This window comes from Actinoplanes octamycinicus, from assembly GCF_014205225.1.
Taxonomy (GTDB): domain Bacteria; phylum Actinomycetota; class Actinomycetes; order Mycobacteriales; family Micromonosporaceae; genus Actinoplanes; species Actinoplanes octamycinicus.
This window is the reverse complement of the sequence record NZ_JACHNB010000001.1, coordinates 6,340,527-6,361,102: the sequence shown is the minus strand read 5'-3', so window position 1 is coordinate 6,361,102 and position 20,576 is coordinate 6,340,527. Positions and strand designations below refer to the sequence as shown.

17 protein-coding genes are annotated in these 20,576 nt (G+C 72.0%); 9 read left to right on the top strand and 8 right to left on the bottom strand.

Annotated features, from left to right (window positions below):
- The first annotated feature begins 10 nt into the window (after nucleotides 1-10).
- From BJY16_RS28115 to BJY16_RS48610, 4 genes are all read left to right on the top strand, one after another.
- Nucleotides 11-2,254, top strand: a complete 2,244-nt coding sequence (locus tag BJY16_RS28115) for a putative bifunctional diguanylate cyclase/phosphodiesterase (RefSeq protein WP_185042570.1) — start codon at nucleotides 11-13, stop codon at nucleotides 2,252-2,254.
- A gap of 61 nt (nucleotides 2,255-2,315) precedes the next feature.
- Nucleotides 2,316-2,873: a hypothetical protein gene (locus tag BJY16_RS28110; protein WP_185042569.1), complete on the top strand. Its 558-nt coding sequence runs from the start codon at nucleotides 2,316-2,318 to the stop codon at nucleotides 2,871-2,873.
- Nucleotides 2,863-3,354 carry a hypothetical protein gene (locus tag BJY16_RS48615; protein ID WP_185042568.1) on the top strand — a complete coding sequence of 164 codons (492 nt, stop codon included), beginning with the start codon at nucleotides 2,863-2,865 and terminating at the stop codon, nucleotides 3,352-3,354. Before BJY16_RS28110 ends, BJY16_RS48615 begins: the two co-directional genes overlap by 11 nt.
- A gap of 38 nt (nucleotides 3,355-3,392) precedes the next feature.
- A complete protein-coding gene (locus BJY16_RS48610; RefSeq protein ID WP_185042567.1) occupies nucleotides 3,393-3,842 on the top strand; it encodes a DUF6232 family protein in 450 nt (149 codons plus the stop codon).
- On the opposite strand, the gene BJY16_RS28095 is transcribed toward BJY16_RS48610, so the two are convergent.
- From BJY16_RS28095 to BJY16_RS28080, 4 genes are all read right to left on the bottom strand, one after another.
- Entirely contained in the window at nucleotides 3,839-7,495 is a 3,657-nt protein-coding gene (locus BJY16_RS28095; RefSeq protein ID WP_185042566.1) for an ATP-binding protein, read from the bottom strand. The genes BJY16_RS48610 and BJY16_RS28095 overlap by 4 nt on opposite strands.
- 75 nt (nucleotides 7,496-7,570) lie before the next feature.
- Entirely contained in the window at nucleotides 7,571-8,239 is a 669-nt protein-coding gene (locus BJY16_RS28090) for a VOC family protein (RefSeq protein WP_185042565.1), read from the bottom strand.
- 35 nt (nucleotides 8,240-8,274) lie between these two features.
- Entirely contained in the window at nucleotides 8,275-8,598 is a 324-nt protein-coding gene (locus BJY16_RS28085) for a hypothetical protein (protein ID WP_185042564.1), read from the bottom strand.
- Between the two features lie 93 nt (nucleotides 8,599-8,691).
- Nucleotides 8,692-9,633: a LysR family transcriptional regulator gene (locus BJY16_RS28080; RefSeq protein WP_185042563.1), complete on the bottom strand. Its 942-nt coding sequence runs from the start codon at nucleotides 9,631-9,633 to the stop codon at nucleotides 8,692-8,694.
- A 122-nt stretch (nucleotides 9,634-9,755) separates the two neighbouring features.
- On the opposite strand from BJY16_RS28080, the gene BJY16_RS28075 reads away from it, so the two are divergent.
- Genes BJY16_RS28075 through BJY16_RS28065 form a run of 3 tightly spaced genes read left to right on the top strand, consistent with a single transcriptional unit; the run spans nucleotide 9,756 to nucleotide 11,094 of the window.
- Nucleotides 9,756-10,493, top strand: coding sequence for an SDR family NAD(P)-dependent oxidoreductase (locus tag BJY16_RS28075; RefSeq protein WP_185042562.1), 738 nt, complete (start codon nucleotides 9,756-9,758; stop codon nucleotides 10,491-10,493).
- Nucleotides 10,490-10,888, top strand: coding sequence for a nuclear transport factor 2 family protein (locus tag BJY16_RS28070; RefSeq protein WP_185042561.1), 399 nt, complete (start codon nucleotides 10,490-10,492; stop codon nucleotides 10,886-10,888). Before BJY16_RS28075 ends, BJY16_RS28070 begins: the two co-directional genes overlap by 4 nt.
- Nucleotides 10,889-10,890: 2 nt before the next feature.
- On the top strand, nucleotides 10,891-11,094 hold the full coding sequence (locus BJY16_RS28065) for a tautomerase family protein (protein ID WP_185042560.1): 204 nt from the start codon (nucleotides 10,891-10,893) through the stop codon (nucleotides 11,092-11,094).
- 144 nt (nucleotides 11,095-11,238) lie between these two features.
- Here BJY16_RS28065 and BJY16_RS28060 read toward each other — a convergent pair whose 3' ends face one another.
- A complete protein-coding gene (locus tag BJY16_RS28060; RefSeq protein WP_185042559.1) occupies nucleotides 11,239-11,802 on the bottom strand; it encodes a dihydrofolate reductase family protein in 564 nt (187 codons plus the stop codon).
- A 132-nt stretch (nucleotides 11,803-11,934) separates the two neighbouring features.
- A complete protein-coding gene (locus tag BJY16_RS28055; protein WP_185042558.1) occupies nucleotides 11,935-14,238 on the bottom strand; it encodes an arylsulfatase in 2,304 nt (767 codons plus the stop codon).
- A 221-nt stretch (nucleotides 14,239-14,459) separates the two neighbouring features.
- Between BJY16_RS28055 and BJY16_RS28050 the strand changes: the two genes are divergently transcribed.
- A complete protein-coding gene (locus BJY16_RS28050) occupies nucleotides 14,460-15,686 on the top strand; it encodes a sensor histidine kinase (RefSeq protein ID WP_185042557.1) in 1,227 nt (408 codons plus the stop codon).
- 20 nt (nucleotides 15,687-15,706) lie between these two features.
- Here BJY16_RS28050 and BJY16_RS28045 read toward each other — a convergent pair whose 3' ends face one another.
- Complete coding sequence (locus BJY16_RS28045; RefSeq protein ID WP_203759088.1) at nucleotides 15,707-18,739, bottom strand: hybrid sensor histidine kinase/response regulator; 3,033 nt, start codon at nucleotides 18,737-18,739, stop codon at nucleotides 15,707-15,709.
- 143 nt (nucleotides 18,740-18,882) lie between these two features.
- Here BJY16_RS28045 and BJY16_RS28040 point away from each other — a divergent pair, with 143 nt between their 5' ends.
- A complete protein-coding gene (locus tag BJY16_RS28040; protein WP_185042556.1) occupies nucleotides 18,883-20,223 on the top strand; it encodes a glucose/sorbosone family PQQ-dependent dehydrogenase in 1,341 nt (446 codons plus the stop codon).
- 13 nt (nucleotides 20,224-20,236) lie between these two features.
- Here BJY16_RS28040 and BJY16_RS28035 read toward each other — a convergent pair whose 3' ends face one another.
- Nucleotides 20,237-20,431: a hypothetical protein gene (locus BJY16_RS28035; protein ID WP_185042555.1), complete on the bottom strand. Its 195-nt coding sequence runs from the start codon at nucleotides 20,429-20,431 to the stop codon at nucleotides 20,237-20,239.
- Nucleotides 20,432-20,576: the final 145 nt, after the last annotated feature.

The following is a 20,576-nucleotide window of genomic DNA, read 5'->3' as shown; positions in this document are numbered from 1 at the left end:
GCTTAGCTTTGTGACAAGACCGGACCGGGCCGCCGAAGCCGTGCCCCGCTGGTACCTCGGCCTCGGCGGCACGCTCGCCGCTGCCGTCCTGGCGACGCCGTCACCGCACCGGATGTGGCTCTACATGCTGGTGGCCGTGCTGGTGCTGACCGCGCTGGTCACCGGGATCCGCCGGCACCGGCCGGTGTGGTCGCGGCCCTGGCGGCTGCTGGTCGGTACGGTGGGCGCGTCGGTGCTGGCCAACGTCGGGTGGGCCGCGTCGATGACGCCGAGCGGCACGCCCCGGTTCCCGTCGGCCGGTGACCTGTTCTTCCTCGCCTCGATGGGGATGCTGCTCACCAGCGTCTACTGGTGGGTCCGGCCCGGCCGCTATCGCGGCGGCCTGCTCGACGCGGCGATCGCGCTGACCGGTGGCGGCGCCGTGGTCTGGGCGGCGGTGGTCGCGCCGCTGCTGTTCGGCGGCCGGTTCAGCGGACTGCGCCTGGGCAGCTACCTCTGTTACCTCGGCCTCGACCTGCTGGTTCTGGCGCTGACCGTGCGGGTCGCGGTGGTCTCCCGGGTCCGCACGGCGGCCTACCGGCTGATGGTGGCCGCGGCGGCGCTGTGGGTGACCACCGACGTCGTCTTCTACGCCACGCTGGCGCACGGCAGGCGGGGCGCGGCCGACTGGGTCCAGGTCGGCTGGCTGGCGGCGTACCTCATGATCGGCGCCGCCGCGCTGCACCCGTCGATGGCGCGCAGCACCGGAAGCATGCCGCGCAACGCGGCGCTGCTGACCCGGACCCGTCTGCTGGCGTACGTCGTGCTGAGCGCGCTGGTCGCCGGGCTCGGAGTGGCGGAGGCGGCCGGGGTGGCGGCCGGTGGCCGGGCCTGGCGGTTGATCGTGCTGCTGTGCCTCGGCTGCGTCACGTCCGTGCTGCTGATCGGCCGGCTCGCGCAGCTGGGCGCGGCCCTCAACCAGCGCGCCCACGTGGATCCGCTGACCGGCCTGGGTAACCGGGCCGCCCTGAAGAACTCGCTGCACCGGCCCAGCCCGGACGACCGGATGTTGCTGCTCCTGGACCTCGAGGGGTTCCGCGACATCAACGCCGCGTTCGGCCACAAGACCGGCGACGCGGTGCTGACCGAGAGCGGGCACCGGCTGCGCGCGGCGACACCCAGCGACGCCGTGGTGGTCCGGCTCGACGGCGACGCCTTCGCCGTGCTCACCCGCGGCGGCGAGCAGGCACTGCACGCGCTGGCCGAGCGGCTGCTGCAGGTGCTCGCCGAGCCGTACCCGACCGCCGGGCTGACCGGGCGCCGGGTCCGGGCCAGCATCGGCGCCGTCACCATCCGGGCCGGCGCGGACGGCGCCACCGCGCTGCGCGACGCCGACCTGGCCCTGCAGACTGCCCGGGCCGAGGGCAACGGGGTGGCGGTCTTCGACCCGGGTGCGTACGCGCAGTGGCGGGCCAACCGTGATCTGGTCGCGGATCTGCAGCACGCGCTCGGCACCGACGAGCTGAGCATGCACTACCAGCCGATCGTCGACCTGGAGACCGGCCGGATCGTGGCGGCCGAGGCGCTGCTGCGCTGGACCCGGCCGGACGGCACCCCGGTCTCCCCCGCCCACTTCATCCCGCTGGCCGAGCAGAGCGGCGACATCACCCTGCTCGGCGAATGGGTCCTCGGCCGGGTCTGCACCGACCTGGCCGGGCTGTGGGAGGCGTACCGGCTGCCGGTGACGGTGAACGTGTCGGCCCATCAGCTGCGCGACACCGGCTTCGCCACCCGGCTGCTCGAACGGCTCGGCCAGGTGGGCCTGCCCGGCGCCGCGCTGATCGCCGAGATCACCGAGACGGTCCTGGTCACCACGGTCACCGACGCCGCCACCACGATCGTCCAGCTGCAGCAGCTGCGCGACCACGGCGTCCGGATCGCCATCGACGACTTCGGCACCGGCTACTCGTCGCTGGCGTACCTGCGCGAACTGCCGGTGGACATCCTGAAGATGGACGGCTCGTTCACGTCCCAGCAGATCGAGGCGGGCAGCCCCAAGGAGATCGCTTTCGTACGGACGATCGTCGACCTCGGCCGCAGCCTGGACCTGTGCACGCTGGCCGAGGCGGTGGAGACCGAGACGCAGGCGCAACGGCTGCGCGACCTCGGCTGCCACCTGGCCCAGGGCTACCACTTCGCCCGCCCGGCCCCGGTAGCCAAGCTGCACGAGCTGCTCGCCGCCCAGCGGTCCCACTCCAGCAGCAACCGGGCGTGAACCGCGGCGTTGCGGCCTGCCGATAGCTTGAGGGCGGATCCGACGGCGCCGAGGAGCCTGGATGACCGCGCAGAGCCCACCCCCGCCCGGCACCACGCCCCGCAAGGCCGGTACGCGGGTGCTGGTGACGCTGGTGATCCTGGCCCTGGTCAGCCTCTGGTTGTTCCTGGCGTGCGGTGAGGACTGGAAGAAGTCGCTGTTCACCTTCGAGGTGGCCGGCACGGACTACCGGGTCCGGGTCACCGGCGGCCACTTCGGCGTCGAGTGCGCCAAGCTGGAGCGCTACAAGCCGAACGCGCGGTACGACAACTGGCAGGCGAGGAGCCTGGACTGTGCCTGGCCGCGGCTCGCCGGCGGCGACGGGTGGCTGGGCGGCGGGCAGGCCGAGGAGGTGTCCGCCGACGACCGTACCGAAGGCTGGATCTTCTACGGGATCGTGCCGTCGGCCGCCACCGAGGTGGTGCTGACCTTCCCCGCGGGGGTGACGCGGCGGATCCCGACGAAGGCCGGTGGCGACGGCTCGAACCGGTTCTACGGGCACTACCAGGCCGGCGCCCGGGCCCAGCTCATCGGGCTCGTGCTGCACGACGCCGGAGGCGGTGAGCTGCGTGTCGTATGACCGGATCCGGCTCGGGCTCAGCGTGGTCGGACTGGCTATCGGGCTCACCGTCGCCGTGCTGTCCTGGGAGGGATTCGACGGCCGGTCACCGCCGGTCACCAACCCCCGGGTGCTGGCCCAGGGCACGCCGGGCTGGTCGGTGGTGGTGGTGCGGGAACGCGACTGGGGCGACTGCCTGCAGCTGCGGCGAGCAGGCGTGCAGGTGCACCGCTCCTGCACGGTGCTGAGCGTGCTGGACGACTACCAGGCGGAGGTGGTGACCCTGCCGGGCACCACCGAGAAGGTCGTCATCGGCATGGTGCCGGCGGCCGCGGCCCGTGCCGAACTCGCGCCGGGCCCGGGAACCGCGCGCACCCCGCTGCGGGTCGGCACCTACGGCTCGTCGGCACGCTATGTCGTCGGCCTCGCCCCGGCGGACCGGGACAGTGGCCTGGTCGCCGTCGACCTCTACGACGGCGAGGGACGGCAGCTCACTCCGTGAATGTCGCGGCATCCCGGCGTATCGGATACTCGACGACTGTGGATATCGACGAGGACGACCTTCCCGGACGTGTCTACTACCGCGGGCCCGGCATCGCGGTCACCAGCGACTACTTCATCCTGCACGAGCCGGGCTCGGCGCAGGGGCGGCTGCGGCTGGCCGACATGCGGTCGCTGACCGTGGGGCATCGGGCGACCAAGCGGCGGCGCAACCTGCTCCTCGGGGCTGCCTCGCTGCTCATCGTGGTGGTGGGCGGGCTGCTCGCGTACCAGAGTGGCGAGAAGCTGGTGGTGGCCGGACTCGTGGGCTTCTTCGGGTCCCTGCTGATCCACTGCGTGACCTCGCTCGTCCAGACCCGCAACGCCCCGCAATGGACGCTGTTCTGCGGCATCTGGGACGGCCAGCTGCGACTGTACGAGTCGGACGACGCCCGCGAGTTCGCCCGCGTGGTGCAGGCCGTGAAGACCGCCATGCGGGAGAGGCGCTAGACCGGGGCAGCGGACCAGCGGCGCTCGATGGTGACCAGGGTGCCGCTGTCGTTGGTGGTGACCCGCACGTCGCCGTAGGCGTTCATCAGGATCGCCCCGCGGCCCCGGTCCCGGGCCGCCGGACGGGCCCGCCAGCCGCCGAAGTCCTGCACCTCGATGCGTACCAGGTCGCCGGTGACCCGCAGGCGCATGCGGATCTCCGGGCGGCGGGGCTGCTGGGCGTGCTCGACCGCGTTGTTGATCGCCTCGGTGGCGGCGACCTGCAGGTCGTGCAGCAGGTCCGGGTCCACCGCGTCGTGGTCCAGGGCGGCTCGCAGGTCGCGACGGGCGGCGGCGGCCGCGCCCGGGTCGAGCGGGTACGTCCACGTCGTGTCCCGCGGTGGCAGGACCGCGCCGACCGGCTCGGCGGGCTGCGCGTGACGCCGGACGACGACCAGCGCGACGTCCTCCGCACCGGGCTCGACGGCGTCGGCGACCGTGGCGATCGGGACGCCCGCGGTCCACTGCCGGTACGAGCCGTCGCTGCCCGGTTCCGCCGCCAGGGCGATGCCGTGGACGAGCAGCTGTCCGCCGTACCGCAAAGTGTCGGTGCTCTGGCGACAGGTGCCGGAACCGAGCGGCGGACCGGCCGCACCGGCCAGCGGACGGGCCGGCTCGTCCGGCGCCAGCCGCAGCGGCGGCGGCTGACCCGCGCCGCACCAGACGACCGCGCCGGTGCCCGGGTCGACGGCGACCACCACCAGCCGCACCGGGTGGGCGAGACGTAACCGGCCGGCCAGCGCGGCGGCGCGGGTGACCAGCTGCGCGGGACTCTCGGCGCGATGGGCGCGGATCTCGGCGCGAAGCAGTTCGCCGGCCAGCACCGCCGCCGGACCCTCCTCCGCGACCTGACCGACGCTGATCAGCAGGGTGCCATCCGGGGCGGTCACCGCGTCATACCAGCCGCCACCGGCCCGCCCGGGGACGGCCGGCCGGAATGCCGCATGCAGCTCCCAGCCGGGCGGCGCCGGCAGGTCCGGCGGCAGCAGGCTCTGCCGCAGATCCGCCGGCCGGTCCGCGTCCCGGCCGGGTCGCCAGTCACCGCGGGCCAGCACCGCGAGCACACCGGTCAGGGAGCCGAGCAGGTCGGCGGCGGACGGATCCGGCGACGATCCTCGATCGAGAACGACCGCGATCTCGCCGATCCGGGAGCCGTCCGGATGCCGGATCTCGGCGCGGACCGTCTCGCCCGCTGAGGCGAAGCCGTCCACTGAGGCGGAGCCGTCCGCGGGGAGGTCGAAGCGCAGCTGTGGCCGATTCTCATCACCGTGCAGGAGGGTCACCGCGGAGCGGCCGCCGAGCAGCGCCCGGGCGTAGCCGGCAGCGATCCGGAACGGCTCCTCCAGGGCGCGGCCGGCGGCGATCACGGTGGTGATGTCGGCGGCCGGGTGCCCGGCCCCGGCGATCCGGGCCGAGGACAGGTCGAGCAGGTTGCGGACCCGGGCGATCAGCTCGACCGCCCGGAACGGCTTGATCACATAGTCGTCGGCGCCCGCGGCGAGCCCCTCGACACCGGACTCCTGCCCGGCGCGCGCGGACAGCATCAGGATCGGCAGACCGGCCGTCGCCTCGTCGCCACGCAGCGCGCGGACCAGAGCGAACCCGTCCATCCGCGGCATCATCACGTCGGTGATCAGCAGCGCCGGGCGGCTGCGGCGGATCGACTGCAGGGCGGCCTCACCGTCGGCGGCCGTCTCCACCCGCCACCCCTCGGCGGCCAGCAGGCGGCTCAGGTAGGACCGCATGTCGCTGTTGTCGTCCGCGACCAGAACGCGATGGCCGGTCTGCTCGTTGCTGTCGCCGCCGCTCCACGCGACCGCCTCGTCGGCCGCGGCGCGGGCCGCGTCCAGCCGGTCCGGCGCGGCGTCGCCGTCCACGACCCCGGCCGGCGCGGCGTCCACGGCCTCGGCCGGCTGCAGCGCGGCCCACGGCACCAGCACGGTGAAGGTGGTACCGGCGCCGGGCTCGCTGCGCACCTCGACGTCGCCGCCCAGCAGCCGGGTCAGCTCGCGGACCAGCGCCAGGCCGATGCCGGTGCCCTCGTGGCTGCGGGACCGGGCGTCGCGGACCCGGTGGAACCGGTCGAACAGCCGGGGCAGCTCGGCCGCGTCGATCCCGATGCCGGTGTCGGCCACGGTGAGCCGGACCGCGGTCGCGTCGGCGTCCAGGCCGACCCGGATGGTGCCGACGAAGGTGAACTTGAGGGCGTTGGAGATCAGGTTCGTGACGATCCGCTCCCACAGCTCCGGGTCGATCGCGACCGGGTGCGGCAACGGCGGGCAGTCCACCACCAGGTGCAGCCCGGTCCGCTCGATCGCCGCCCGGAACACCCCGGCCAGCTCCGCGGTGAAGGCCGCCAGGTCGAGCACGCGCGGCGCCGGACGGGCCGTGCCCGCCTCGATGCTCGCGAACGTGAGCAGCTCGTTGACCAGGGTCAGCAGCCGGCCGGCGTTGCGCCAGGCGGTGTCCACCCGGCCGCGCTGAGCCTCGCCCAACGGCTCGTCCCGATCGGCGAGAGCGTCCGCGAGCGGGCCGAGCATCAGCGTCAGCGGGGTCCGGAACTCGTGGCTGATGTTCGTGAAGAAGTCGGTCTTCGCGCGGTCCAGCTCGGCCAGCGTGGCCGCCCGGTCCCGCTCCTCCTGGTAGGCCCGCGCGTTCCGGATCGCCACCGCGACCTGCTGGGCCAGCAACTGCAGGAACGATCGGTACGTCTCGTCCAGGGCGCGGCTCGGGCTCAGCCCGGTCAGCAGCACCCCGATCGGCTGGGCCCGGTCCGCCGACGGCAGCGGCTGGGCCACCGCCGTCCGGACCGGATCGTGCCAGGGGCCGCCGGTCAGCGTGAGACGCTCGGTCACGTCGTCGAGCTCGGTCACCACGGCGCCGGCCGCCGCCCGCAACCGCCACGGGTCCGCGCCGGCCGGGTCCAGCTCGATCCGTTCCGGAAGCTGCGCGTCGACCCCACCGACGGTGGCACGGCGGGTCAGGGCGTCGCCCTCGCGCAGGTAGATCGCGGCGAACGGCACGTCGAGGGCATGCCCGCCGATCACCTGACACAGCTGGGCGCAGGTCCGGTCGACCTCCAGCGGCCCGCCGGCCGCGGGCAGCGCGAGGTCACGCAGCAACCGCAGCCGCCGTTCACCGACGACCTGATCGGTGACCTCGCTGCACACGGTCAGCACGCCGACGGTGACGCCGTCGTCGTCGCGGACCGGCGCGTGCGAGACGCTGAAGTACGCCTCCTCGGGGTAGCCGGCCCGTTCCAGCAGCAGTTGCAGGGCGGGCACCCAGCTGGCGACGCCGGTGGCGGTCGCCTCCTCGATCAGCGGCGCCAGCACGTCCCAGCCCTCGGCCAGGGTGACCCGCACATCCAGGCCGAGCGCCGCCGGGTGCTTGTCGCCGATCAGGGTGGAGTAGGCGTCGTTGTACAGCTGGATCAGGTTCGGACCCCACAGCAGCAGCATCGGGTACCGCGACGACAGCACCGTCCGGACCACCGCCCGCAGGGTCTGCGACCAGGTGTGCACCGGGCCCAGCTCGGTGGCCGACCAGTCCAGCCCGGCCATCAGCCGGCCGGTCTCACCGCCCGAGGCGAACAGAGCGTCGGCCGCTGTCATGAAACCCGATCACCACTCACTGTTCGCCTGTCCCGGTCGCCGACCATTACCCACAACCGGGAACGGCACACCTGGTCAAAGCTTGGCCGAGCGGCGGCTGAGCCACGGCCCGAGCCCCTGGTCGTCCTCGACGGCGATGAACGCCGCCGGCGCGTTGATCAGCGCCTCGTCGACGTGCGACAGGCACCCCCAGACCGTCGCACCCCAGGTGTCGGCCAGCTTGACCTCGGCCGGCTCCGGGCACGCCGTGCCGTCCGCCGCACCGATCTGGCAGGAGGCGGGCGCACCACCGCGCCGGGCGACCGTCTCGGCCGCCTGCCGGATGAGTGAGAACCGCGCCTCGGGCCCGGTCGGCTCCACCCGCGCCTCGGCGGCGGCCGGCGACCGCTGCCCGACCAGCACCACGTTGCCGTCCGGATCGTGCGTGCGCAGCTCGCCGCCGGGTGCGTGCTCCGGGTAGCCGGCCATCTCGTAGGCGTGGCCGGCCTCGTCGAGCCGGGCGCGCAGGCCGGTCAGGTCGGTGACGTACAGGTAGATCAGCAGCGGCAGTTCGACCTGGACGAGTGGCGGCTGCACGCAGGCCAGCAGCAGCGTGTGCTCGTCGCACTGCAGATAGGACCAGCGGGCCGCGCCGTCACCGCCCGCTTTCACCTCGCCGTAGCCGAACAGCCCGTAGAAGGCGCGGGCGGACTCGACGCCGCGCACGTAAAGCACCGGCACGGCGGCCTGCACACCGATCTGCATGCCCGGCAAGCTACCGCACCCGCGGCGGCCGCCGATCAGACGGGATCGGTGAACGAGATCGGCTTGCCGGCGGCCCGGGCGTAGGCGATCTCCCTGCTGGTGGACTCGCCGACATACCCACCCGGGTTGACGACCAGCACCCGGTCCGCCAGGTCGATCTTGCGCAGGTGGAGGGCGCCCAGCGCGGCCTTCTGCTCGTCGGTGATCGACTCGGCCACCGCATGATCCTCGGCGTGCGGGAAGACGCCGGGCGCGACGACGATGGCACCGGCGAGGGTCAGCTCACGGTTCGCCGCGCTCATCGCATCCGCGAACCGGAGGGAGCCACAAATGCAGACGATCTCCGGCCGATCGGGCACAACTCAGTCCTTCGGGTGATCACGGACGGGTGGACGAGCCGACAGCTTACGCAGCGAGATGGTCGGCGCGGTCGCCTTCCCCGTCGGCTCCCGTCAGATCGCGACCGCTCGATCCGGCGGCAGGACAGCGCGGGGGCCCTGGCCGGTGAAGTGCTGCCGCAGCGCGTCGACGAAGCCGTGTACCGAGGCGCGCTCGTCGCCGGCGCGGACCGCGGCGTACCAGGTGCGGGTGGTGGGCCGCGCACCGATGTGAACCACCGCGACGTCGCCGCGCTCGGCGTAGGGCGCGATCACCCAGGAGGGGAGCACGGAGACGCCTTCCTGCGCGGTGACCAGCTCGACGACGAGGTCCGTGACCATCGGGACCGTTGTCAGGCTGCGGGGATGGGCGCCGGGTGGCAGCGGCAGCGGCGTGGCCAGTGCCCGGCCCGGGTCGTAGGAGTCGTACATGATCAGATCGACGTGGGTGAAGTCGCGGGCCACCACGTGGTCGCGCCGCGTCCACGCATGATGCGGCGCCACCACGGCGACCATCTCGTCGTCGAAGAGCCGGGTCAGGTGGAGTTCTTCGGCCCGCCGGTCGAGCTTGGTCAGGACCGCGACGTCGAGGCGCTGGTCGAGCAGCGCGCCGACCACGTCGTCATCCAGCACGGACTCGACCCGGACCTGGCTGTCGGGATGGTCGGCACGGTGGTTGCGGATCACCGGGGTGAGCCAGCTGAACGTCGTGCTGCACTGGGTGGCGACCCGCACCCGGCTGCGCCCGAAGTGCGCGATGCGGCGCACGTCGTCTTCGGCCGCGCTGAGCTCGCGCAGCACGCGAACGGCGGTGGTCGTGAGGCGTCTGCCCGCCTCGGTGGCCACCAGGCGGCGCCCGCGGCGTTCGAAGAGATGCGCCTCGACGCGTGCCTCGATCTTGGCGAGTCGCTGGCTGAGCGCCGGCTGGCTCACATAGAGCTTCTCGGCTGCCTGCAGCAGCGTCCCGCCGCCTGCCAGCGCTGCCAGGAGCTCCAGGTCGCGCACATCCACGTTCATAAGGTGAGCTTATGATATTCGGGTCCATTGCGTCTTGGACTGATCGGTTGCTTCCTCCGTAGCGTCACTGCTCGACGGACCGGCCGAACTCGATCGGCCGGCGTGCGACGACAGGATGCGCCATGAGCAGTTCCTCGACAGTGATCATCACGGGTGGCGGTAGCGGGCTGGGCCTCGCCGCAGCGCGCCGCTTCCTCGGCGACGGCTATCAGGTCGTCCTGGGCGGACGTAGTGCTGCGCGGCTCAAGCAGGCCGAGGAGGACCTGTCAGCGGGTGACCGGGTGGCCACGGTCGCCGGTGACATCGGTGCCGTGGACACCGGTGAGCGCCTCGTCGGCACTGCCGTCGACCGGTTCGGCGGGGTCGACGTACTGGTCAACAGCGCCGGCACGTTCGCCGCGAAACCGTTCCTCGACGTGACCGGCGAGGAGCTCGACGGTTTCCTCGGCGGAAACCTCCGGGGCACCTATCTCACCACTCAGGCGGTCGTTGCCCACATGGTCGCGCGAGGCCGGGGTGGCAGCGTGGTGAACATCGGCACGGTGCTCAACGACCACGCCGTCACCGGCTTCCCCGCGTCCGCGGCACTGGTGTCCAAGGGCGGGGTCCGTGCGCTCACCGTGGCACTCGCCGCCGAACTCGCGCCGCACGCGATCCGGGTCAATGAGGTGGCTCCCGGGGTGGTGCGGACCCCGCTGCACGCCGGCGTCGACGTCGACGCGTTCGCGGGGCTCGCCGTGCTGAACCGCGTCGGCGAGGCCGACGAGATCGCCGAGGCGGTGCATTACCTCGCGACGGCGCAGTTCGTCACCGGTCACGTCCTCGCGGTTGACGGCGGCTTCGTCGCGGTCCGGTCATGACCGCCGCCGCCATCGGGTTCCAGGACATCGAGAGTGTGCTGACGACCTACTTCGAAGGGTTGTACCGCAGCGACGCCGACCGTCTCGCGGCTGTCTTCCACCCCGCCGCGCTGTACATCACCCAGACGCCGGACGGCACGCTGCACCGCGACCTGCCGACCTACCTCGACGTGGTCGCGCACCGGACGTCTCCGGCAGCACGCGGGGAACCACGCAACGACCGGGTCGTCTCGATCACGCAGGTCGCGCCGAGCCTCATCGTTGCCGTTGTCGAGTGCTCGCTGGGCGACGTCGACTACCTCGATGTGCTGACCCTGCTCGATGCCGGCGGGCGCTGGCAGATCGTGACGAAGGCGTTCCACGCGACTGCGCGACGCCGTGCCGAGGAGGGCTGACCATGCCGTACGTCAACGTGAAGATCACCCGTGAGGGTGTGACGCGGGACCAGAAGCGCCGCATCATCAGTGCGATGACCCAGGTGCTCGCCGACGTGCTCGGCAAGGATCCGCGGACCACCTTCGTCGTCATCGACGAGGTGGATCTCGAGGACTGGGGCATCGGAGGGCTGCCGGTTCCCGAGTTCCGCAAGAGTGCCACCTGATCCTGCTGCACCAAACTCCGGTGTTCGGGGGCGAAGTCCCTGCGCTTGGCCGCCAGCGCAAGGGTCCCGAAGGGTGGCGTCTCCAGCGAGACGCCACCCTTCGGCACCGTCGTCATTCCGGCCGCGACCGAGGTGGAAGCTCGATCAGTGGCCGGCCACGCCGTAGCGGAGGAAGACGACGCCGTTGCCGAATCGGCGCTCGTCGAGAAGCGTGAAGTCGGTGCGGGTGCCGGTCGGCAGGCCCGGCTTGCCGCCGCCGACGGCCAGGGGCCAGACGAGCAGCTGACACTCGTCGACCAGTCCGGCCTGGATGGCCTGCGCCGCCAGGTGCGCACCGCCGACGATGATGTCGCTGCCGGCCGTGTCCTTGAGCCGGCGCACGGCGGCCGGGTCGAAACGGCGTTCCACGCTGGTGCGCGCCGTGGGCACCTCGGTGAGAGTCGTGGAGTAGACGATCTTGTCCGCCGCCTGCCAGGCGCTCGCGAAGTCGGCGAAGAGGCCGGACTGCGCGGCGAGAGCAGCGTCGGTCTCCCAGACCGCCATCATCTCGTACAGCCGCCGCCCGTAGAGGAAGGTCCCCGCGGACCGGATGAGGCCGGTGGTGAACGCGAACACCTCGTCGTCGGGCGGGAACCAGGCGAAGGTCCCTTTCTCGTCCTCGATGTACCCGTCGATCGACACGTTGGTGATGTAGGTCAGCTTGGCCATGCCTCTTCCTCCCGGCGCGCGCGGGCAGAGATGTCCGCCCCTCACCTGTTCTACGAAAGACCCGGCCCGGATCCGACACCATCGGCGAGAAAAGCGAAGCCGAGGCTACGACGGTGCTACGACCACCGACATTCAGGACAGATAGCGTACGGTGACCTTCTCGATCGTGCCGTTGAACGCGAACGGGGCCTTGTCGAAGTAGTCGAGCGAGACCGGGCCGCCCAGACAGGTGCCGATGTCCAGGCAGTCGTTGGCGGAGAACAGCAGCGGCGCGCTGACCGGGACCCGGCCGGCGGCGTACTGCTCCTTGTTGACCGCGATGGTGATGTCCAGCGGTCCCGCCGGGCGAGGCTCCGGGCACGTCGTCTCGATGTCGATCCGCGCTTTGCCGACCGGCAGCTTGCGCTCCGCGCGGATCTTCGTGCGCATCACGATGAACAGGTTGTACTCGAAGCAGAGGATGCCGTCCTCGAGGTAGCAGGTCAGTCCCCCGCCGGTGCCGCCGAGGGCGTACAGGACACCGTTCGCGTCGGCCGGGAGGTCGAGGTCGATGCTCACCCGGTTGGCCCGGTTGCCCAGCGCCGGCGCGCAGAACTCCGGCATCCGGGTGATGTCCCCGGCGAAGTTCCATTCCCGGTACGGCGTGGAGATGCGCAGTTCGGGGTGGAAGACCGGGATCCACAGGCCGCCCCCGATCGGGTAGACGCTGTTGCGGGCGGCCTCGATGGCGAACGTCTCCTTCAACTGGGCCAGCTTGTCGGGCCGCTGGCCGGCGAGATCGTTGGCCTGCGTCCAGTCCTCGTCGAGGTGGTACAGCTCCCAGGTGTCCCGGTCCGGCGTCCAGTCGCCGATGCCGGGCGGCAGGCCGGGCACCCACGGGGCTCGGGGGCCGAAGGCGGACGCCATCCACCCGTCGTGGTAGATCGCCCGGCTGCCCATGATCTCGAAATACTGGGTCCTCAGGCGGCCGGGCGCGTCCGGTTGATCGAACGTGTAGGCGAAACTCACCCCGTCGATCGGGTCCTGCTGCACGCCGTTGACCACCCGGGGCGGGGTGATCCCGACGATGTCGTAGATCGTCGGGACGAGATCGTTGCAGTGGTGGAACTGGGCCCGCGGCGCCGCGTCCGGAGCGACCCGCGCCGGCCAGCGGACCGCCATCGGGTTACGGGTTCCGCCCAGGTGCGAGGCGAGCAGCTTCATGCCCTTGTACGGGGCGCTGCCGGCCCACGCCCAGCCGGCGTGGTACTGGTTGTCCACCTTCGGTGAGCCGAGCACGTCCAGGCCGCCGAGCTCGTCGAGCGCCTCGAGGTGCATGTCGACGGTGGTCGGGATGGCGTTCTGGGCCAGCAGTTCGCTGATCGTGCCGTTCTGGCCCTCGCCGGAGGAGCCGTTGTCGCCCCAGATGTAGAACACCAGCGTGTTGTCGCCGTAGCCGAGCGCGTCGACCTCGTCGATCAGCCGGCCGACCTGCACGTCGACGTGTTCGCCGAAGCCGGCGGCGACCTCCATGAGCCGGCTCTGGAACGGCCGCTCGTGCTCGGGGATGTCCTCCCAGGCCGGCATCCGTGGGTCCCGTGGGGTCAGTTGCGCCTGCGCCGGGATCCAGCCCATCTCTTTGGCGCGGTGGAAGACCCGCTCCCGGTACGCGTCCCAGCCGTCGTCGAACTTCCCGGCGTACTTGTCGGCCCATTCCTTGGCCACGTGGTGCGGCCCGTGCAGGCAGCCGCTGGCCCAGTACATCAGGAACGGCTTGTCCGGGGTGAACGCGTGGTGCCGGTGCAACCAGCCGATGGCGTCGTCGGCCAGGTCCTCGCTCAGGTGGTAGCCCTCGGCCGCGCTCTTCGGTGGTCGCACCACGGTGGTGTTGCGCACCAGGTTCGGCTCGTACTGCGAGGCCTCACCGGCCAGGAAGCCGTAGAAGTACTCGAAGCCGATGTGGGAGGGCCAATTATCGTACGGGCCGGCCGGCGTGGTCTCGGCCGCCGGCGTGTTGTGCCATTTGCCGAACGCCGAGGTCGCGTACCCGTACTGCTTGAGCACCTCGGCCACCAGCGCGCTGCTCTTCGGGATCGTCCCCGAGTAGCCGTCCCAGTCGTTGGCCAGCTCGGCGATCTGCCCGTTGCCGATCCGGTGATGGTTGCGGCCGGTCAGCAGCGACGCCCGGGTCGGCGAGCACATCGCCGTGGTGTGGAACCGGTTGAAGCCGATGCCTTCCTGGTGGATCCGGGTCAGCGTGTCGGTGCGGACCTCGCCGCCGAAGGTGCTGGGCAGTCCCGGCCCCGCGTCGTCGATCAGCACGATGAGGATGTTGGGCGCGTCCTCGGGCAGCCGTCGCGGCTCGGCACGCTGCGCGTACACCGATTCCTGCAGGGTCCGGCCGGCGATGCTCGCGGACGGGACCGGCGGGAAAGGCAAGACCTCATGGACGTCCATCGGTTCCCCTCGTCGGAAGTCGCGACTCAGCGGCTCGCCGCCCGGAGGTGAGACCCGGCCGCATGGCTCCCCGCAGGCCCGATGATCCCCGCGCCCGCGCACCGGGTCGTCACCCGTGACGGGTGACCGTTGCGGTCGTTCGGCTCACCAGCGGCGTCACCGGCCGATACGGTGAATGCGGTACAGCGACGCACAGGCGCTCGCGGGCGGAGGTGAGTCCCATGACGCCCGGCACCATGCCCGCCGAGACGATCGAGCGGCAGGCGGCGGCCCTCGCCCGGTACCGGCTGCTCGACGGGCCGAAGGAGCCGGATCTCCAGACCGTGGTGGAGCTGGCCGCACAGCTGTGCGAGGTGCCGATCGCGGTGCTGTTCGTGCTGGACGCCGATCGGCAGCAGCAGATCGCCGCGATCGGCATCGAGGTGGACGCCTGCCGGCGCGACGAGTCGATGTGCTCCGTCGCCCTGGTGAATCCGGAGCCGACCTTCATCGAGGACGCCCGGCTGGACGAGCGGTTCGCCGAGAATCCGTTCGTCACCGGGAAGTTCCAGCGGTTCCGGTTCTACGGCTCCTGCCGGCTCTGCACGCCCGACGGGTTCGTGCTCGGCACGCTGTGCGTGTTCGACCAGGTCCCGCGGCAGCTGACCGAGCAGCAGAAGCAGGGTCTGCAACGTCTCGGGCGCTTGGCCGTCGACGTGCTGGAGCTGCGCCGCCACGGGTTCCTCGTCGCCGACCTGCTTCAGGAGCAACAGCGCACCCGGATCGCGCTGGAGCAGACCAACGCCACGCTGCGCCATTTCGCCGCCCAGGTCGCCCATGACCTGAGCAGCCCGCTGACCGGTGTGCTGGCCTGCGCCGCCGAGCTCCGGTCACTGCCCGCGGTCGCCGGCGACGCGGACGCCCGCTGGTGCACCGAGCGCGTCGCCTCGTCCGCCCAGCGGATGACTCAGCTCATCGACGACGTGCTGCGGCAGGCCACCACCGACGCCGCCGGCCATCGGGTGGACGTCGACCTGGCCGAGGTCGCCCGCGAGGTGATCGAGGATCTCGCCGTACCGATCAAGGAAGCCGGCGCCGACCTCACCGTGGGAGCGCTGCCCGTGGTCACCGGCGAGGTGACGCAGTGGCGCATCCTGCTGCAGAACCTGATCGGCAACGCGGTCAAGTACCGCCACCCGCAGCGCCCCTGCCAGGTCAGCGTCGGCGCCCGCACCGGTGACGACTGCCTCCGGGTGTGCGTCGCGGACAACGGCATCGGCATCCCCGCCGACCAGCGCGAGGTGATCCTGGAGCCGTTCACCCGGCTCGACCCGACCGGCGCGGCCGGCTTCGGGATCGGGCTGTCGACGTGCGCCCGCATCACCTACGCGCACGGTGGCCGATTGGAGTTCGGTGAGACGCCGGGCGGCGGCACCACCGTCTGCGTCGTCCTGCCCGTCCCCAGCTGATCAGTGCTGGCCCGCCGCGGTCAGCGAGGGCTGGCGGTGGTGCGCTGATGCAGGACGTTGTGGACCCGGGTGAGCAGGTCCCGGCTGGTGAAGGGCTTCTCGACGATGGTGACGCCCTCGGGCAGGGTGCCGTTCTCGGCGAGGACCGGTTCGGCGTAGCCGGACATGTAGAGCACGGGGAGGTCGGGACGCAGGGCGCGCAGGCGGGCGGCGAGTTCGTTGCCGGTCATCTTGGGCATGATCACGTCGGTGAGGAGCAGGTCGATCGGCCCCTCGTGCGTGCTCGCGAGGTGCAGGGCCTGGTCGCCGCCGCTGGCGATGAGGACGCGGTAACCGGCGCGGGTGAGGATGCGGCCGGTGGTCACCCGCAGGTCGTCCTCGTCCTCGGCCATCAGGATCGTCTCGTGCGGTGCGGTGCCGGGCACCGGCGCCGCCGCCGGTTCGGTGCTGATGGCGGGATGGCCGGTGGCGGCGTCGGCGGCGGGCAGGATGACGGTGACGGTGGTGCCGATGCCGTTCTCGGAGTACAGGCGGACGTCGCCGCCGGCGGCGGTGGCGATGCCGTAGACGGTGGCCAGGCCCAGGCCGGTGCCGGAGCCTTTGGGTTTGGTGGTGTAGAACGGTTCGAAGGCGCGTTCGATCACCTCGGGTGGCATGCCGCTGCCGGTGTCGCTGACCCGGATGCGCACGTAGCGGCCGGCGGCCAGCGGCGAGCCGGTGAGGTCGTCGTCGTCGATCTCGGCGTTGGTGGTGTCGATGGACAGGGTGCCGCCGCCAGGCATCGCGTCGCGGGCGTTCACGGCGAGATTGACCAGGATCTGCTCGATCTGGCCGGCGTCGGCGTAGACCGGCCACAGGTCGCGGTGCGGGGTGGTGATCAGGTGGATGTGTTCGCCGAGGGTGCGGCGCAGCATCTGCTCGACGTCGCCGATGACGTGGTTGAGGTCGAGGACTTCGGCCTGGGTGATGTCGCGGCGGCCGAAGGCGAGCAGCTGCTTGGTCAGCTGGGCGGCGCGTTCCGCGGCGCGGCTGATCTGGCCGATGTCGGTGCGGGCCTCGGCCAGGTCGTCGGGACCGGGGTTCGGCGTGTCCAGGGTCTCCGCGATCATCTCGGCGTAATTGCTGATCACCGCGAGGATGTTGTTGAAGTCGTGGGCGACGCCACCGGCGAGCTGGCCGAGGCTCTCCAGCCGGCGGGTGTGCTGCATGCGGCGTTCGCTGGCATCGCGTTCGGCCTGGCCGATCAGGCGTTCCCGTTCGGCCTGGGCGATGAGGCGGTCGGTGACGTCCCGGATGGCCGTGGTGACGATCATGCCGTGGTCGGTGTCGACCGAGGAGAGGCTGATCTCGGCGGGGAACTCGGTGCCGTCCTTGCGGACGGCGGCCAGTGCCGCCCCGGCGCCCATCGGCCGGATCCGGGGATGGGCGAAGTAGCCGTCGCGGTGGCGGGAGTGACCGGCCCGGAACCGTTCCGGGACGAGGACCTCGACCGACCGGCCCAGCAGCTCCTCCCGCCGGTAGCCGAACAGGCGTTCGGCCTGGGCGTTGATCAGCGTGACGGTGCCGTCCCGGGTGACCCCGATGATCGCGTCGGGTGCCGCTTCCAGCAGACCTTCGAACATGGCCTCGGCACGTTCGCGTTCGGTGATGTCGCGCGACACCGACGCGACGCCCACGATCCTGCCGTCCGGGCCGGTGATCGGTGACAACGTCAGGGCGACGGTGATCGTGGTGCCGTCCTTGCGGCAGCGTTCGACCCGCTGCTGGTCGATCCGCTCCCCCGTGGCGATGCGGAGCATGTACTGCTCTTCGGCGTCCCGCCGCCCGGGTGGGAAGAGGATGGCGGCGGACCGGCCGACGATCTCCTCCGGGCGGTAGCCGTAGAGGTCGGCGGCGCCGCTGTTCCAGCTGGTGATCGTCCCGTCCAGGTTCTTGCTGACGATGGCGTCGTGCGAGGAGTCCACGATCACCGCGAGGCTTTCCCGTTCGGCGAGCGTGCGGGCCCGGTCCGCGAGCGCCGCGGCGTGACCGGCCAGTTCGGTGAAGGCGGCGACGTCGTCCTCGGCGAAGAGGCTGCGGTAGCGGCTGAGCAGCACCAGCGCACCGGGTCGGGCCGAGGCGGGCACCGGCGCCACGGTCACGTACCGGGTCTCGGTCTCGTGCGCGAGCGTGACCGCCAGCCCGGGCGGGTGGGTCCAGCCCGCCAGTGCGTCGATCGTGTCGCCGGCGGCCAGCAGTTCGGCGAGTTCCGCCCGGGTCCATTCCCGCTGGACCGGCGGCGGTCCGCCGCAGCCGGCCACCCGCACCCGGTCGTCGGCGTCGGTCATCAGCACCACGACGGCATCCGCGCCGAGCACCGCGGCGGCGTCCTGACAGTAGCTCTGCCACGTCCGGTTGGACTCGTTCGCGGGCACGGCGAGCAGCCGGCGGATCACCGCGTGGGTGGCGCCCTGCGCCCACATCCGGCGCAGCGAGCGGGGCGGCACGAACGCCATGAGGTACAGCAGGCCGGACACCACGGCGAGGACGCGCGCCGCGACGGCACGATCGGCGGCGGAGATCAGCAGTGCGGCGCCGAACACGCCGGTGCCGGCGGCGGCGCACCGCAGGCGGGCCCGGGCCGCGCCGCCCCGGCGCTGTGCCTCCGCACCCAGCAGCCAGGCCGCGAGCGTCTCGACGGCAAAGAAAACGGTCACCGCGGGCCACACCGCGGGCCGGGGCAGCGGCCGGGTGGCCGACACCAGGACCGGCACCGCGGTCACCGCCCATCCGGCCAGCGCCGACGGCCACCACCAGGAGCGCAACGGCCGTAGCCGGCTCGCCAGCCGCAGGCTGAACAGCGGCTTGGCCAGCAACAGGGCGATCGCCAGCATCAGTACCGAGCGCGGCGGCGTCCCCACGAAGAGGCGGACCAGGCCGAGCACGAACAGCATCGCGACCGAGGAGAACATCCACATCACGTCGCGCATCAGCGGATCACGGCGCCGCAGGTATCGCCAGGACACCCACGCCATGATCAGCGCGAACAGCGACGTCACCAGGATCTGCGCCATCGAAACCTCAGTCCCGCCGGGCGGGCGGACCGGCCTCGGCGAAGGGGCAATCCATACCAGGTTATGACAATCGGGCCCGAGTTCTTGGCGAACGCCCAGGTAAATGGCTGCTTGGCCGGCCGGATCGCGGGTATGCCCGCCGCGTGCGCAGACTCCTGGTTGCCGCGGTCGCCGTCACCGTCCTGCTGACCTGCTCGACCGCGGCGCCCGCCGCAGCCGGCTTCACGCCGCGCGTGCTCGCGTCCGGCCTGCGCAACCCGTGGGAGATCCTGACCGGTCCGGACGGATGGCTCTGGGTGACCGAGCGCGCCGGCCACCGGGTGCTCCGGATCGACCCGGCGACCGGCACGACCAAGGTCGCGGCCACCGTCACCGAGGCGATCGGCGGCGACCGCAGCCAGGACGGGCTGCTCGGCATGGCCCTGCGCCTGCCGGACGTCTACCTCGCCTACAGCTACGACAGCGATCCGTCCCCGGCGATCGCCGAGAGATTCAAAATCGCCAATTTCCGGTACGACGTCACGACCGGCACGCTACGTCACCGAGCCGACCTGCTGACCGGGCTGCCGGCCAGTCCCGACCACGACTCCGGGCGGCTCGTGCTCGGCCCCGACGACAAGCTGTACTACACGATCGGCGACCAGGGGAACAATCAGTTCGACCGGTTCTGCCTGCGCAACCGGGCCCGGGACCTGCCGGCCGACGCCCGGGACCGGTCGGCGTACCAGGGAAAGGTCCTGCGGCTGGAACGCGACGGCTCGGTCCCGGCGGACAACCCGGTGCTCGGCGGCGTACGGACGCATGTCTGGTCCTATGGGCACCGCAACGCGCAGGGCCTGGTCTTCGGGCGCGGCCGCCTGTACGCCAGCGAGCAGGGGCCGAAGACCGACGACGAGATCAACGAGATCCGGGCGGGCGGTGATTACGGCTGGCCGCGGGTCGCCGGGCGTCGCGACGACCAGGCCTACCGGTACGCCGACTGGTCGGCCTCCGCGCCGGTCCCCTGCTCGTCGCTGACCTACAGCGACTACACCGTCCCGCCCTCGGTGCCCACCCACTCCGAGACGAGTTTCAGCAGCGTGGCGTACACCGAACCGCTCTTGACGGTGGGCACCGTGCCGGACGGACACGACTTCCGTGACCGGCGATGCGCCGACGACCTGAACATGTGCTGGCCCACGGTGGCACCGTCGAGCCTCGACTTCTACGACGCGCCCGGCATCCCGGGCTGGCGCGGATCGCTGCTGATGCCGGCCCTCAAGGACGGCACCGTGTACCGGATCCCGCTCGGCCGGCACACCGATCCGATCCCCGAGCTGCGCACCGTCGACCGTTACCGCGACGTCGCGATCAGCCCGGACGGCCGCACCGTCTTCGTCGCCACCGATCCCGCCGGCAGCGCCCTCGGCCGGAACGGAAAGCCCACGACGAAGCTCGAGCATCCGGGCGCGGTCCTCGCCTTCCAGCGCACCGCGGCCTCGTGATCACCCGAGCTGATCAGTCCTGGTCGCCGCCGCGGGCAGCGGGTTTGCGGCGCCGGGACAGGCGCGGCCACCGTTTGCCGCCGAGCAGGAAGACGGCGTAGCCGGCCGCGGCCGCCGCCGGAACCGCGCCGGCCCAGCCGTCATGGATCACCAGCGGCGGTCCCGCCGACAGCAGGCCGAGCGCGAGGACCGCCCGGTACATCGGCATCCGCGGCCCGGTCCGGCGGCGCGGCGCCGCCGGACGGTCTCGCCCGGATCGCGGGGAGGAGGAGGTCATGCCACTGCACGGCGCGGTCGGCGGACACCGGCCCCCGCTGCGACGATGCCGTGCTGTGGACCGGCGGCGGCGCGTG

Coding starts and splice junctions, on each gene's coding strand:
- BJY16_RS28110 (WP_185042569.1), top strand. CDS start 2,316: ATGACCGCGCAGAGCCCACCCCCGCCCGGCACCACGCCCCGCAAGGCC.
- BJY16_RS28095 (WP_185042566.1), bottom strand. CDS start 7,495: ATGACAGCGGCCGACGCTCTGTTCGCCTCGGGCGGTGAGACCGGCCGG.
- BJY16_RS28090 (WP_185042565.1), bottom strand. CDS start 8,239: ATGCAGATCGGTGTGCAGGCCGCCGTGCCGGTGCTTTACGTGCGCGGC.
- BJY16_RS28080 (WP_185042563.1), bottom strand. CDS start 9,633: ATGAACGTGGATGTGCGCGACCTGGAGCTCCTGGCAGCGCTGGCAGGC.
- BJY16_RS28075 (WP_185042562.1), top strand. CDS start 9,756: ATGAGCAGTTCCTCGACAGTGATCATCACGGGTGGCGGTAGCGGGCTG.
- BJY16_RS28070 (WP_185042561.1), top strand. CDS start 10,490: ATGACCGCCGCCGCCATCGGGTTCCAGGACATCGAGAGTGTGCTGACG.
- BJY16_RS28065 (WP_185042560.1), top strand. CDS start 10,891: ATGCCGTACGTCAACGTGAAGATCACCCGTGAGGGTGTGACGCGGGAC.
- BJY16_RS28060 (WP_185042559.1), bottom strand. CDS start 11,802: ATGGCCAAGCTGACCTACATCACCAACGTGTCGATCGACGGGTACATC.
- BJY16_RS28055 (WP_185042558.1), bottom strand. CDS start 14,238: ATGGACGTCCATGAGGTCTTGCCTTTCCCGCCGGTCCCGTCCGCGAGC.
- BJY16_RS28050 (WP_185042557.1), top strand. CDS start 14,460: ATGACGCCCGGCACCATGCCCGCCGAGACGATCGAGCGGCAGGCGGCG.
- BJY16_RS28045 (WP_203759088.1), bottom strand. CDS start 18,739: ATGGCGCAGATCCTGGTGACGTCGCTGTTCGCGCTGATCATGGCGTGG.
- BJY16_RS28035 (WP_185042555.1), bottom strand. CDS start 20,431: ATGCCGATGTACCGGGCGGTCCTCGCGCTCGGCCTGCTGTCGGCGGGA.